The sequence below is a fragment of the Microcoleus sp. Pol14D4 genome (genome assembly GCF_036701245.1).
Lineage (GTDB): Bacteria > Cyanobacteriota > Cyanobacteriia > Cyanobacteriales > Microcoleaceae > Microcoleus.
In genome coordinates, this window is sequence record NZ_JAUBQM010000037.1 from 12845 (window position 1) to 27048 (window position 14204).

10 protein-coding genes and 1 pseudogene are annotated in these 14204 nt (G+C 44.2%); 4 read left to right on the forward strand and 7 right to left on the reverse strand.

What is annotated here, in order from left to right:
- Positions 1-503: 503 nt before the first annotated feature.
- Complete coding sequence (locus QUA33_RS15000) at positions 504-1223, reverse strand: PEP-CTERM sorting domain-containing protein (protein ID WP_333149247.1); 720 nt, start codon at positions 1221-1223, stop codon at positions 504-506.
- A gap of 1459 nt (positions 1224-2682) precedes the next feature.
- On the opposite strand from QUA33_RS15000, the pseudogene QUA33_RS28245 reads away from it, so the two are divergent.
- Positions 2683-2879, forward strand: a pseudogene (locus QUA33_RS28245) (DUF255 domain-containing protein); the annotation flags it as partial.
- A 258-nt stretch (positions 2880-3137) separates the two neighbouring features.
- Here the strand turns inward: QUA33_RS28245 and QUA33_RS15005 are convergent.
- Complete coding sequence (locus tag QUA33_RS15005) at positions 3138-4712, reverse strand: outer membrane protein assembly factor BamB family protein (protein WP_333149248.1); 1575 nt, start codon at positions 4710-4712, stop codon at positions 3138-3140.
- 127 nt (positions 4713-4839) lie between these two features.
- Between QUA33_RS15005 and QUA33_RS15010 the strand changes: the two genes are divergently transcribed.
- Positions 4840-6927: a thioredoxin domain-containing protein gene (locus tag QUA33_RS15010; protein ID WP_333149249.1), complete on the forward strand. Its 2088-nt coding sequence runs from the start codon at positions 4840-4842 to the stop codon at positions 6925-6927.
- A 189-nt stretch (positions 6928-7116) separates the two neighbouring features.
- Here the strand turns inward: QUA33_RS15010 and QUA33_RS15015 are convergent, their stop codons facing one another.
- The 4 genes from QUA33_RS15015 to QUA33_RS15030 all read right to left on the reverse strand — a co-directional run bounded on the left by QUA33_RS15015 (position 7117) and on the right by QUA33_RS15030 (position 11316).
- Positions 7117-8205, reverse strand: a complete 1089-nt coding sequence (locus QUA33_RS15015) for an ABC transporter ATP-binding protein (protein WP_333149250.1) — start codon at positions 8203-8205, stop codon at positions 7117-7119.
- Between the two features lie 226 nt (positions 8206-8431).
- On the reverse strand, positions 8432-9493 hold the full coding sequence (locus QUA33_RS15020) for a spermidine/putrescine ABC transporter substrate-binding protein (RefSeq protein WP_333149251.1): 1062 nt from the start codon (positions 9491-9493) through the stop codon (positions 8432-8434).
- A 51-nt stretch (positions 9494-9544) separates the two neighbouring features.
- Complete coding sequence (locus QUA33_RS15025) at positions 9545-10402, reverse strand: ABC transporter permease (protein ID WP_333149252.1); 858 nt, start codon at positions 10400-10402, stop codon at positions 9545-9547.
- Between the two features lie 65 nt (positions 10403-10467).
- Positions 10468-11316 carry an ABC transporter permease gene (locus QUA33_RS15030; protein WP_333149253.1) on the reverse strand — a complete coding sequence of 283 codons (849 nt, stop codon included), beginning with the start codon at positions 11314-11316 and terminating at the stop codon, positions 10468-10470.
- Between the two features lie 101 nt (positions 11317-11417).
- On the opposite strand from QUA33_RS15030, the gene QUA33_RS15035 reads away from it, so the two are divergent.
- Positions 11418-12929, forward strand: coding sequence for an FAD-dependent oxidoreductase (locus QUA33_RS15035; protein ID WP_333149254.1), 1512 nt, complete (start codon positions 11418-11420; stop codon positions 12927-12929).
- A gap of 261 nt (positions 12930-13190) precedes the next feature.
- On the opposite strand, the gene QUA33_RS15040 is transcribed toward QUA33_RS15035, so the two are convergent.
- Positions 13191-13604, reverse strand: coding sequence for a peptide chain release factor 1 (locus QUA33_RS15040; RefSeq protein ID WP_333149255.1), 414 nt, complete (start codon positions 13602-13604; stop codon positions 13191-13193).
- A gap of 165 nt (positions 13605-13769) precedes the next feature.
- Between QUA33_RS15040 and QUA33_RS15045 the strand changes: the two genes are divergently transcribed.
- Positions 13770-13976: a hypothetical protein gene (locus QUA33_RS15045; protein ID WP_190734170.1), complete on the forward strand. Its 207-nt coding sequence runs from the start codon at positions 13770-13772 to the stop codon at positions 13974-13976.
- Positions 13977-14204: the final 228 nt, after the last annotated feature.

Below are 14204 nucleotides of genomic sequence, written 5' to 3' on the forward strand. Positions count from 1 at the left end.
GGCTGAGCGAGTTAGATATTGAGCAATGCTCCATGGTGATTATCTCCTTTTAAAAAATCTCAGTGTCTTTATAGCAATCATCGCATCATTTGTAAATTTCTTACTTCCGAGCAAGCGGGTTCGGGGAGGGTTGGGGTGGGGTAAAAAATTTACGATTCCTGCAAGGGTTGCTATATATTGGAAATGCTTCAGAAACGGCCTTACGGTAGTTCTTAAATGTGCTGTCTACGGGCGATTTGAGGGGTGCATCTCAATGAAAGCAGACAAGCTAGAAATTGGAGTTGGAAGGCCGGTGGAAAGAGGAAGAAGGAAGGAGCCGGAAGAAGTGTTTTTACAAATATGAGATGCTCCCTTGAGATAGGCTGTCAAGTCGGAGGTTTGCACGGTGGCGTGCTATCAGATACTAAGAAACCTGGTTTCAGCAAGAAACCAGGTTTTTAGCTTGAACATAAAATTATCAGTTTGGCATCAAGCCAGAATAGAAAACGAGTTCAAATGATAGCTTATTCAGCTTTTTGAGCTTGAGCGCGTTGCTTTTTGAACATAGTACCAAAACCAACAGCGGCTCCAGCAGCAAGCATTGTTAAAGGTTCAGGAGTAGCTTCAGTGTTGCTAGTGCTGCTGACGAAAGTATCGCTACCGCCATTAATACCCTGGACGTGCAACCCTAATCTTAAAGTACCAGCATTCAACGCGGAAACTACGTTATTATAATTTCCAGTAAAACTCAACCCCAACTTCTCATTCTGGTTAACACCGTTAGATGCAGCACCATTTTTCGTAGCTGAAAAATCAGTAGACCAAGCACTAAGGTTCCCACTTTGTGCCATATTAGCAGCTCCATTATCTTGAAAATCAACGGTGCCAGTATTCTCAACATCAACGCCAAAGGCACTCAATAAATTGCTATTAGAACCTGTGTCAAAGTAAACTCCACCAATAAATATGCCGGGTACTGATTCATTTTTATTGAAAATGTTGAAGATAACTTTATTTAAGCCATCCTCTGCAACAGTAAAGCTAAAGTCATTAGCATAAGCGTCTCCAACCGTATCGCCACCAGCGATATTACCAAAGCCGAATGCGGAGGCAGGTGCAGCGGATACAGCACTAAGAGCGGCAACACCGGCAACAGCTAAAATAGATTTGACTAAGTTTAATTGGAATTTCATGGTTGATACCTTTATTTTTAAGTGGAGTGGAAGCTGGTTTTTTTCCTTCACATATTCAATCTAAACAGAAACACAAGCTAATGCAAGTAGTTTGGATAAAGATTCGATAAAGATTCAGGATACGCTGATGGGATTGAGGCAAAACGACTAAATTGATGAGTTCTAGCTAGCTATTTCCTATGGCGTGCATCAAAAAATAGGGGTGATTCCACCCGGATTTTATTCCTGACTTTTCTCTATTTCAAAAAGCTATAACCCACCTTCCTAAACTGGGTTTTAACACAGCATAATTACTGATAAAACTGTTTTAAAACTCAAAATTATGCGCTTAAAAAGTTTTTTATCGGTAAATGTACGGCATAAAAGTTTAAGTGAGAGCTTGATTGCTGGGTAACAATAGATAAAAACCGATGATGATAATTGAAGCGGTAGAATGTGGGTGATAACTCAGGACAAAATCTTGGATGGTATTCGGTGCGTCGATTCTAGCTTTCGGGTTCAGAAACAAGCGCCATTTAGACTTATATGTTGCACCATTACCAAGAACTGGCTCAGGGGCGCGTTCCACAAAGAATGAGTTTTCTTGGGAGGAGTGGGGGTCGGGCAGGAGCTCCCGCCCAAAACAGGTTTATTGATGAGGGTGCAACATTTCAGTGTGGAGAGGAATGGTTTCGGTGCTCGTTCTTATCTGTGACGCCGGAACTTTACCCGACTAAAGGGACGACTCGACTTTCTGGGACCTAGTTTTGGGAACAGGTCTACCGTCAGGGCTGTTTCATTCTCAGGAAAATCAGCTTTTTGTACGGGTCGTACCAAGAATGCCGACCCGACCCATCCAGGATTTGTTAGGCATTTGGTGGAATTGCGGCAGCCACGGGGGGCTGCCCCCTACAAGAGAATGAAACAGCCCTGCGTCTACCTTAGAAGGCGCGGTGGTCGTTATCTAAAAATGTTGGGACTAATAATTCTATTTCTGGGTCTGCTTTCCCTAAAAATTTGTTAATATTATTTTTCCGAAAAAGCTCTATTCCAAGATTTAACGGGCGATCGGCAAGTAGAAATAGTTGACGCAGTAAGGGTTTGAGTAGCTTGCGATCAAAAGAAGGTGTGCGTGCGATCGCTACTTTTGAGACTTTCTACACGGTCGAATGAGGATCGTTGGCGATCGCTACCATCAAAATTGTCAATAGACTTCTGATAATTGCTACTCTCTTGAGGGAGGTTCAAGAGCCTAAACCCTCTATATATCAAGGTTTCAGCGGCTTTCTCACCCCGTCAATTCGCAAATGCAATTTGGCACTGTTTGAGGACAGCAGGAGGAACCGCCGCAGTCAGCAAAAATTTTCCCAGCCGTTGATTGAAGGTTCTCCGAGATCGACTCATTTGACATCTAAATTATCAGCGATCATCTGAAAACAGAATTATCAGCAACAACTCAGCTAAAACATCTCGCGCTAAACTGCTAGAGAACTGACAAGCTTACCCAGCAAAAGTTCAAGAGGAGTTGATTGTGGTCAACCGTTTTGCTCAATCCCAAAGCCTTTTTCTGCGAAAACACCCTGAAAATCCGACTGTTGCGCCTGGTGCGAAGAAGCCTGAGAAAGGGCCTGGAGGGAAAATAAACCGATTTTCCTGTCAATTCGCTACTGTAGCTGCCACTGGTGTACGGTGATGGAAGGGGAAGCATTTTGCGATCAGGCGATCGCAAGCTGTAAAATACCTTGAGCATCCTCTGAACCGTAAACTTGACTTATTTAAGTTTCATGAGTTGCCATAACAAGTTTTCGATAATTTCCGAAATTATTTCTCTCATATATATAACCGCAGTTAAACCGCAGGTAGGAATAGGTGGCGGATTTCAACACCCCTTTAAGAACAGGCAAGATGCCTGTTGCAAAGAAGAGTCTACTTATTGTGGAACAGGCCGGAAAGCCTGTTCCCGATCCAGGTACAAAATACCAATAACTAACCCAAAGTATACATCCAGCCATCCCTCGCGCAAATCCTCACAATTCCGTCCCAAACTACAGGCGTCGCCTCAAATGACAAACCCGGCTTAAATCTCCCTGATTCTATTACTTTCAAACGGTAAAACTCCCCTTTAGCATTTTTCAAAGCATTCCGATCCCCCGGCTTCGCTCGTTCCCAATTCAAATTGAACAAATAAACACCGTTGTATCCCGCACTGATCAGTTTATTACCATCGGTGAAAATCGGAGTCGAAATTGAAGAACCAATCGCTTTTTTAAATACTATTACCGGAGTTTCATAAGACTGATTTCGCCAAGGCACAGAAGTTTTTTGGCCTGTAATCATATCTTGTGAACCGATGTACAAATTGCCGTCGATCGCATTTGTGGCAAAAAGCGCCGGAAACTCGCCTGGATTGTACTCGTCATTCAACGCCACAGAGCCGATTATCCCGCCTTCCCAGCTAGAAAGTCGGCGATTTCCGGTAGGTAAAAACCATTCGACGCTGGCATTCGGTTCCTTGTTGGGATTCAGCTTCAGCACTCCGCCGTTGCCCTGAATGTATTGTTTTTCAATCGCACAAAACAGTTTGCCTGATTTAGAAATTACAGCACTTCCATCCAAATCTGAACCAGTATAAAAATCCCAAACTATCTTTTTAGTTTCAATACTAATACCGTAAATATGACCGGAACCAGCAGCTATAAAAATTCTATCTTTGAGCCGCGATGGCGATGACTCCGCTACCAAGTTTCCGCCGTGTTTGCTGATATCTCCGGCTGCATAAAGCTGTACTTCCGACAAGATACTTGGCTGCTTGATGCCTTGTTTGATTTTTGCATTGCTTGTGGAACTATCGAGAAAATAGCCGATCGCATTTTCCCCCGCATTGAACAAAACGCCACCGCCGATGTCCAAAGCGCTGCTGTCATTATCGCGGCTGTAGCTAGGCGTTTTCCTGATGTCCAATTTCCAAATTTCCTTGCCAGTTCTAAAAGATATTGCCCTAAAACTCGGCACTACTTTTTTGCTACCACCGCCACTGCGGCTGCCCTGCAAAATTACAATTCTGTTTTCTGCGCTCGCTTTTTCATCGATATAAATTGTTGAGGAACCTTTGATTATATCATCAAATTTATAGCGCCAAACTTCTTTATTAGTAGCAATATCTATTTTTCGCAAATTGTGGTCATAAGCACCTATAATTAAATAAGTTTTTCCCCCATCTCTGGTAATTGTTGGCTGTCCTGTCCAACCGGCACCGCTCCAAACTACAGACCGCCTTCCCAGAACAGTCCGGCCACTGCCGAGTTGAAATTTGTCGATTAACTTCAAACTTTTCGGAACACCTCTGCCGTAGAACCGACGCTTGTCGTTACCTAAAAATGTCGGGACTAATAATTCTATTTCTGGGTCTGCTTTAGCCAGGTAATTGTTAAGATTAGTTTCTAATAAAGCTTGCTCCGAGGATTCTGTTTGGATCAGTTTGATAACAGCAGGAGGAACAGCAGCACTCAGCAAAAATTGTCCTAGCTGTTGATTGAAGGTTCTCCGAGATGATAAGCTCATATTGGATCGAGATAATCAGCCTTAATATTAAAACATAATTATCAGCGACAACTCAACTAAAACATCTCGCGCTAAACTGCTAGAGAACTGACAAGCTTACTCAGCACGAGTTAAAGTGGATTTGATTATGGTCAACCGTCTTGCTCAATCCCAAAGCCTTTACCTGCGGAAACACGCCGAAAATCCGATCGACTGGTGGCCTTGGTGCGAAGAAGCTTTGGAAACGGCCCGAAGCGAAAATAAACCGATTTTCCTGTCAATTGGCTACTCTAGCTGCCACTGGTGTACGGTGATGGAAGGGGAAGCATTTTCCGATCGCGCGATCGCCCAATACATGAATTCGCACTTTATACCGATAAAAGTCGATCGCGAAGAACGCCCGGATATTGACAGCATTTATATGCAAACCTTGCAAATGATGACCGGTCAAGGCGGTTGGCCGCTCAACGTTTTTCTCACTCCAGACGAGCGAGTTCCCTTCTACGGAGGCACTTATTTCCCCGTAGAACCGCGCTACGGACGGCCGGGGTTTTTAGAAGTTTTGCAAGCAATTCGCCGCTTTTACGACACAGAAAAAGGCAAAGTAGAAGCCTTCAAAGCAGAGATTTTAGGCAACCTCCAACAGTCGGCAGCGCTGTCAGGAGTAACCGCCGAATTAAATCGCGAACTCTTCCAAAAAGGCTTAGAAATCAACACCGGAATTATTGCGGGCAGCAACCCCGGCCCCAGTTTTCCGATGATACCTTATGCTGAGCTAGCACTGCGGGGAACGCGATTTAATTTTGAATCAAAATACGACAGCAAACAAGTCTGCACTCAGCGCGGATTAGACTTAGCATTGGGCGGCATTTACGACCACGTAGGAGGCGGATTTCACCGCTATACGGTTGATGCGACTTGGACTGTGCCACACTTTGAAAAAATGCTCTACGACAACGGTCAAATTGTTGAGTATTTAGCAAATTTGTGGAGCGCGGGAATACAAGAACCGGCTTTTGAAACTGCGATCGCGGGGACAGTAGAATGGTTGAAGCGAGAAATGACCGCGCCAACAGGTTATTTTTATGCCGCACAGGATGCTGACAGCTTTAACACTTCTGAAGAACTTGAACCGGAAGAAGGAGCATTTTATGTCTGGACTTATGCCGAACTCGAACAACTATTAACTGCTGAGGAATTGGCGGAAATTAAAGCACAGTTTACTGTTAGTCGCAGCGGCAATTTTGAAGGCAAGAATGTATTGCAGCGCCGCCATCCAGGAAAACTGAGCGACACGGTAGAATCGGCTTTGGCTAAACTCTTTCAAGTTCGCTACGGTGGCAATCCCGATACTGTAAAAACCTTTCCGCCCGCCCGCAACAATCAGGAAGCTAAAAACGACAGTTGGCCGGGCAGAATTCCTGCCGTTACTGACACGAAAATGATTGCTGCTTGGAATAGCTTAATGATTTCGGGTTTAGCCCGCGCTGCGGCTGTTTTTGGGAATTGGGAATATCTGGAATTAGCTGTGACAACTGCTAATTTTATTTTAGACAATCAGTGGGCTGATGGGCGGTTTCAGCGGTTGAATTATGACGGACAATCTGCTGTAACCGCGCAGTCGGAAGATTATGCTTTGTTTGTGAAAGCTTTGTTGGATTTGCACCAAGCGAGTTTGACTTTAGGCAAGGGAGAAGAGGCGAAACAGTTGCCGAATTCTCACTTTTGGTTGGAGAAAGCTGTGCAGGTGCAAGAAGAGTTTGATGAGTTTTTGTGGAGCGTGGAATTGGGGGGATATTACAATACTGCTAAGGATGCTAGCGGAGATTTGTTGGTGCGGGAACGCAGCTATATAGACAATGCAACTCCGGCGGCGAATGGAATTGCGATCGCCTCTTTGGTTCGTCTCGCACTGCTGGGGCAGAATTTGGAATATCTCGATCGCGCGGAGCAAGGTTTGCAAGCTTTCAGCAGTATTGTGCAAGATGCTCCGCAAGCTTGTCCGAGTCTACTTTCGGCGATCGATTGGTATCAGCACTCTACCCTGATTCGCACGACTCCCGATCGAATTTCTGGCTTGATTTCCCAGTATTATCCAACTGCTGTCTGTCAGATTGAGGCTGATTTGCCTGAAGGTGTTATCGGGTTAGTTTGCGAGTGTTTGACTTGCAAGGAACCGGCGAAAAGTCAAGAGAGGCTGTTGGAGGAAATTTTGCAAAGTCAAACACGGGTTTAGTACCAATACTGTCTATATTATTGAACCGCGAAGACGCGTTAGGCGAAGCCGCGCGTAAGCGCTAGAACGCGAAGGAAGAAGGGGGAAGCAGAAGGAAGAAGTAGATTATCTTCTACCGGGAAGGAAGTACATCTTCAATCCGCTCCTCAATCTTCCAAAGAATCTCAGTGACTTCAGCCCGCTTGAGTGTCAACAAATGCAGATACTTTCCGGCGGCACGGCAACTCGAACGCTGTCGCCGACTTGGTATCGCTGCAAGTCATCTCTGTGCAAGTTTTGTCGGCGAAGGGCGATCGAACTTTTAGCAGTCAACCGCACCGTATAGCGCGTATCAGTGCCAATATAAATAGCCTCTTCTACTATTCCCGGCCAGCTATTTTCAGCGTCATAATTAGCCGGATAAATAGCAGCTTTTTCTGGACGCAACACCAGGGTGACAACTTTCCCAGCGGGCATATCTTCTGCTGTCGCAACTAACACGGGCAACTGCTGGTCAACCAACACGATTATTTGACCGTTTTGCTTTTCTACTACTTGCCCGCTTAAAAAATTGCTGTCGCCAATAAAATCAGCAACAAACCGCGTTTTAGGATATTCATAAATATCAACCGGTGTACCGACTTGTTGCAGTTTTCCTCCATCCATCACTGCAATTCTGTCCGACATTGTTAGTGCTTCTTCCTGATCGTGAGTTACATAAATAAACGTAATTCCCAATTTTCGCTGCATTTTTTTTAATTCTAACTGCATCTCTTTACGCAATTTTAAATCCAGCGCTCCCAGGGGTTCATCCAACAGCAAAACAGACGGCTGTTTGACTAATGCTCTTGCTAGTGCTACTCGCTGCTGCTGTCCCCCTGACAGTTGGCGGGGATAGCGTTTTCCTACATCGGTTAACTGTACTAATGCTAAGGCTTCAGCAACGCGATCGCGAATTGTTTTCTGAGGCAAATTCTCCATTTCCAACCCAAAAGCGACATTTTGTGCTACTGTCATGTGCGGAAATAAAGCATAGTTTTGAAATACCGTATTTACTGGGCGGTGAAATGGCGGGCGATTTTGCATCGGTTGGCCGTGAATGTAAATTTCGCCCGCTGTGGGAATTTCAAAACCGGCAATCATTCTCAAAGTTGTAGTTTTCCCGCAGCCGGAAGGGCCGAGTAAAGAAAAGAATTCTCGATCGTAAATTTGCAGGTTGATGTTGTCTACAGCTAAAAAATCGTGACTGCGGACACTTTTAAATACTTTGGAAACTTCTAAAACTTCGACAGCGTGCATTGTGTTAGTATGTCTTAGTTATGACTAATAAAAATTTGAACTCAATTCCGGTTAAATAAACATAAATTATCTAGGGGCTGGTTCATCAAAATCTCTAATACAAACTAAAAATTTAAGTAAACCCGCCCCGGCGGAAACCTGTGTGATAGCGTTTCTCAAGCGTGCTGAGGTATGCCCTATGCCTTATGCGAGATAGTACCTCATGTTACTGAGAAAGGTTATATATCTACTTTCCAGCCCCCGCTTTAACTTCCGTCCAAGCTCGATCGTACAATGCAGTTGCTTTCCCGACATCCTCCAATAATTTCATTTTGCCAAAGACTTCAGTCGGCGGGTAAATTTGAGGATTTTTCAAATCTTTCGCGTCGATTAAACCTCGATCGATTGCTGCCTTGTTGGGCGATCCGAAGTGGGTAAAATTGGAAATTTGGGCGCCTACTTCTGGCTGCAAAATAAAGTTAATAAATTTTTCCGCTAACTCTTTATGGGGCGCACCTTTGGGAATTGCCATGTTGTCAGAGAAGATAATTGTTCCTTCTTTGGGAATAGCGTAGCGGAGATTGGGATTTTCTTTCATAACTTGGAAAACATCGCCACTCCATTCCATTGTCAGATTTACTTCTCCTTGATCGAGCAGATTTTGACCAGTATCCGGGACAAAAGCAGCAATGATATTTTTATTTTTAATCAGCAAATCGCGGGCTTTGTTAATTTCTTCGGGATTGGTTGTATTGGGGTCAAATCCTAAATACATTAAAACTCCTGCAAATGTGTATCTTGCATCGTCTTGCCACGCGACTTTTCCGGTATATTTAGGGTCGAACATCGCCGCCCAACTGTTGATATCGCCCTTGGTTGTTTTGACGTTGTAGCCAATTCCCATTGTTCCCCACAGGTAGGGCAGGGAATATTTGTTCCCCGGATCAAAATTTTGATTGACAAATTTAGGTTCTAGGTTTTTTTGATTGGGAATATTATTTAAATTCAGCGGTTCAATTATATTTTCTGCGATCATGATTTTCACCATGTAATCGGCGGGAAATATTAAGTCGTAACCGGGGTTTCCCTGTTTGAGTTTGGCGTAGAGTGCGTCGCTGTTCTCAAATGTGTCGTATTGAATTTTCACATTGTTCTCTTTCTCGAATTGGGCGATCGCTTCTGGGGCGATATAACTGGCATAGTTGTAAATGCTGAGGACTTGCTGCTGGTTGGCACCTGTGGGGCTACAGCCAAAAGCCACCGTTGCACTCATCACAAACAAAATTAGGAAAGTCAGCAGGCGTTTCATAGGTTGTGTTAGTTGCAGATGACAATGATTATGACACAAAAAGAAAAATTTTTAAGTTTTCTGAACTTTTAACGATGATAAAACCAGGAATAAGGAAGCGAACAACATCAAAGTTGAAATAGCATTAATCGCTGGCGTTACTGCAAACTTTATCATGCCGTAAACAAATAGCGGCAGCGTCACCGAACCGACGCCGGTGGTAAAGAAGGTGACGACAAAATCGTCCAGAGACAGAGTAAAAGCCAACAGTGCCGCACTGAAAATAGCGGGCCAAATCAGAGGGAGGGTGATGCGCCAAAAAGTCCGCCATTCGTTAGCGCCTAAGTCAAAAGCTGCTTGTTCTAATATCGGATCGAGTTCTGCTAAACGTGCCCTGATAGTAATAGTCACAAAGGAAATATTAAAGACAACATGACCGATAATTACGGTAGGTAAGCCGAGATTGAGGCGAATTCCCGTGAGATTTTCTAGGATCCGAAATACTAGGGTAAAGAAAACTAGCAGCGAAATGCCGATCGTAATTTCGGGCATGATAATCGGCAAAAACAGTAAAGCCTCTACTGCTTTGCGTCCTGGGAAATAAAAGCGTTCGAGTGCTAGCGCGATCATTGTACCAAAAATTGTGGCTAACACAGTCGAAATAGCTGCAATTAGCAAGCTGTTGTTGAGGGCTGTCAAGATTCCGGCGCTGCTACTTGTAGCAATAGTCGCGCCTGCATTGCTAAACAAACTGCGGTACCAATCGAGAGTAAAGCCCCGCCAAACGGCATTGAATCGGGAGGCATTAAAGGAGTAAATAATTAAGATGAGAATTGGCAAGTAAAGAAAGGCAAATGCTAGTGCAGCTTGTACCCAAAGCCACTTTTTGCCGATCGCCCGCACGAGCAATTCTAGTTTTGTTTTAGTCATCAGTCATTAATAATTAGCACATTTTAACCTAAATGCAGAGTGCACCGATTAATCTACACCTTACCTTATTGAGGTTCGTCAGACACGCGGAAGTAAATTAACACAGGAATCAATATGATTACCGTCAACAGCATAGAAAGCGCCGATCCAAAAGGCCAGTCGCGGGCTTTCATAAACTGATTTTGAATCAAATTTCCCACCATAACTGTTTTAGAACCTCCCAATATATCCGGTGTGATGAAAGCGCCGACTGCCGGAACAAAAACTAAAATAGATCCTGCAACAATACCGCGACTTGTTAATGGCAGAAATACGCGCCATAAAGTGCGAATATCATTGGCACCTAAATCTTGAGCAGCTTCTACTAATGAAAAGTTGAAGCGTTCTATGCTAGAATATAAAGGCAGAACCATGAAAGGTAAATAGCCGTAAATAAGACCTATCGCCACAGCGAAAGGCGTAAAAAGCAAGTTTAACGGTTCGCTAATAATTTGCAGGCTTTGCAGGGCTGTATTAACTACTCCTTCGCTCCGCAAGAGTATAATCCAGGCGTAGGTTCTGACTAAAAAATTAGTCCAAAATGGAATAATTACCAGCAAAAGCAAAGCATTTCGCCAGCGAGGAGAACGGGTGGCGATGAAAAATGCTAGGGGATAGCCAACTAACAAGCAAGCGGCCGTTGTCAAAAAAGCCAGCCAGAGCGATCGCCCAATTACTCCTAAGAACAGTCCGCTGAACAAACGCTGGTAGTTGCTGAGAGTAAATATCCAAGTAACGCCCCCGTAAGTACCGCGTTCTAAAAAACTGTACAACAGTACAATTAACACGGGCAAAATGAAGAAAACCATCAGCCATGCCGTAGCGGGAAATAAGAGCAGCAACAGGTTAGTTTGCTGGCGGTTTTTGACACTCATTATTCACTCAAGCGAAATTTAGCACATAATCCAACACATTTTATATCAAATCCGGATTTTATGAATTATGTCATCATTAATAAATTATCAAGAGGTACGCAATGTCAGCAGAATCGTCAACCCCAAAAATAGTCATCGTCGGTGCAGGATGGGCAGGTTTAGGCGCTACCTATCACCTAGCCCAGCAAGGCTATGATGTCACCCTGCTAGAAGCAGGCCCTTATCCGGGTGGGTTAGTTGCGGGGTGGAAAACCGCCGGCGGCCGTTCCGTAGAAGCAGGTATTCATGGCTTCTGGTATCCCTACAAAAATATCTTTTCCTTAGTCAAGGAGTTAGGCCTCGATCCCTTCACGCCTTGGACTCGTTCTTGTCAGTATTCACCCGCCGGATTGGAAGTAGAATCGCCGATTTTTCAGGACGAACCGCGGCTTCCCACACCGTTAGGAACCTTTCTTTACACGCGATTTAAAAGGCTGCCATTAGTCGATCGGCTTTCAGCCTTACCCTTACTCTACGCCGTCCTAGATTTCGACAATTCCGACGAAGCTTGGCGCAGGTACGATCGCGTCACAGCCCGCGAATTGTTCAAACAGTTTGGTGTTTCTGCAAGGCTGTACCGCGATGCTTTTGAACCGATGTTATTAGTAGGTTTATTTGCACCAGGAGAACAGTGTTCTGCTGCCGCCGCTTTGGGAATGCTCTATTATTTCATATTAGCCCACCAACCGGATTTTGATGTAGTTTGGTGTCGCGGAACAGTCGGAGAAAAAATCTTTCGTCCCTGGGTCGAACGCTTGGAAAAACTAGGCGCAAAAGTATTGACGCAGCAGCGAGTTACTGACTTAATAGTTGACAGCAACAACCGAGCAAAAGGCGTTGTTTGCGGCGAAGAAACCTTCGATGCAGATGCAGTTATTTTTGCAGTTGGCGTCACGGGAATGCAAAAAATTATCAGCAGCAGCCCAGCTTTGCAAAGTCGCCCAGAGTTTCGGGATGCGATGAATTTGGGTGCCGTTGACGTGTTAGCTGTTCGCCTGTGGTTTGACCGAAAAATTGACATTCCCCTGCCTTCTAATGCCTGTTTTGGATTTAGTTCAACTACAGGTTGGACGTTTTTTGATTTGAATGCTTTGCACGACGAATTTCGAGCCGAACCGGGAACCGTTGTCGAAGCTGACTTTTATCACGCAAATCAATTAATTCCCCTGAAAGATGAGGAAATTGTTTCCCTAGTTCAGCGGGATTTAGCGACTTGCATTCCGGCTTTTCGGGAGGCAAAAGTAATTGACAGCAGCGCGATTCGGCTGTCGCGGGCAGTGACGCATTTTGCCCCTGGCAGCTATCAGTATTTGTTGCCTGCGGTAACAAGTTATGATAATGTATTGATGAGCGGCGATTGGGTTGTGACCCGCCACGGTTCTTGGTCGCAAGAAAAGGCTTATGTTACTGGTTTGGAGGCGGCAAATTTGGTAATTTCGCGTTTCGGAATCGGAAAGAAAGCGGCAATTATTCCTGTGGAAGCTGACGAACCGCACATTCAAATCGGGAGAAAGATTAATCAGTTTACTCGCAGTTTGACTAAAACATTTATTCCAGATTTTTGGCTGCCATAAGAATAAGGAAGTTCGGCAACGGATTCTGTAACAGATTTAACGGATGTCAGGAATAAGAAAGAAGGGAGAAGGAAGAGGAAATTTATTGATTTAAGCGGTAAGGTGCGCATTGCGCACCCTACATATAGACTAATAACCAATAACCGCTGACTGATGATACTATTTTCAAAAAAGAATACAACTGTAGACAAGCTCAAAACCACGAGCTTCGTCAGTCATAGCCAATCTAAAATATAAAATCTAAAATCTAAAATGGCATGACTATCGCCAATAAGGTCGGCCCTTCCAAAAAACTCCCACCGTAATTCCTATTAGTGCAGTTTCTGATAAACTTGCTAAAGAAGCAGGTATGGGTAGGAATGATTTTAAAACCAAACCCAAGAGCAGGCACAAAACTAAAACCCACAAACTAATTCGGTTGAGCAAAAATTGTTGTTGCCAATACTCTAAAAAGTACACTGCTAAAGCTCCCATTCCCACTGCTGCTGCAAAAGGTATCAATATCCCGAGGGAGGAACCGTAGAGAAGCGTCAACCCGTTGCGGATTGCCCGCGATTGCGTGAAACCCCAGGCTAAAAATAGCTCTAGTCCAATCACGATTGAGTTGACGAGGGCGGCAATTTGCAGCATTTCTCGCCAAGGTAAAAGTTTTAAGCGCCGCAGAAAATTACTCACGATCGGCAGATTAGGTAGGTTGCTTTGATTTTATAACAGTTTTGCCCTGGCGATCGACCTTTGATGACAATTTGTGAAGTAAAATAAAGATATAGAGCAGTCTCTTGACAAATTCACCCAGAGTACCTGCCTATTAGTTGTTGGAACCGTGAAAGGAAAAAAGTTATGGTGGAGAACACTGTCGATTGTGCTGTAGCCTGCGTCAATGGCTGCGTTCTGGGCGACAAGTGCCCGAAGCGGGAATACGCAGAAGCAACGTCCAACTTTATTGAAAATACTTCTCTGGATAAAATGCTAGAAATAGCAGAGGAAGCAGTGAGAAGGAAACGGATGGAACCCCCCAAATGGGTAATTCCTGACTTCCCCGAATAGAATTAGCCTCCCTATTAAAAAGCGATCGCCCTTTTCAAACGGGCGATCGCTTTTTGTATTCCCAATGAAATAGCTGAGCCGAATCAATATATTTCCTGGGATAGAAGCTAAAAGCTTAAATAGCAATTAGGATACCACTTAATTATAGCCATCGGCAATTACTAAAAACAATTCAGTTAAAGCCCAATTCGGACATTTTAAATTTAATTGAGTTCAAAAATAAACAGG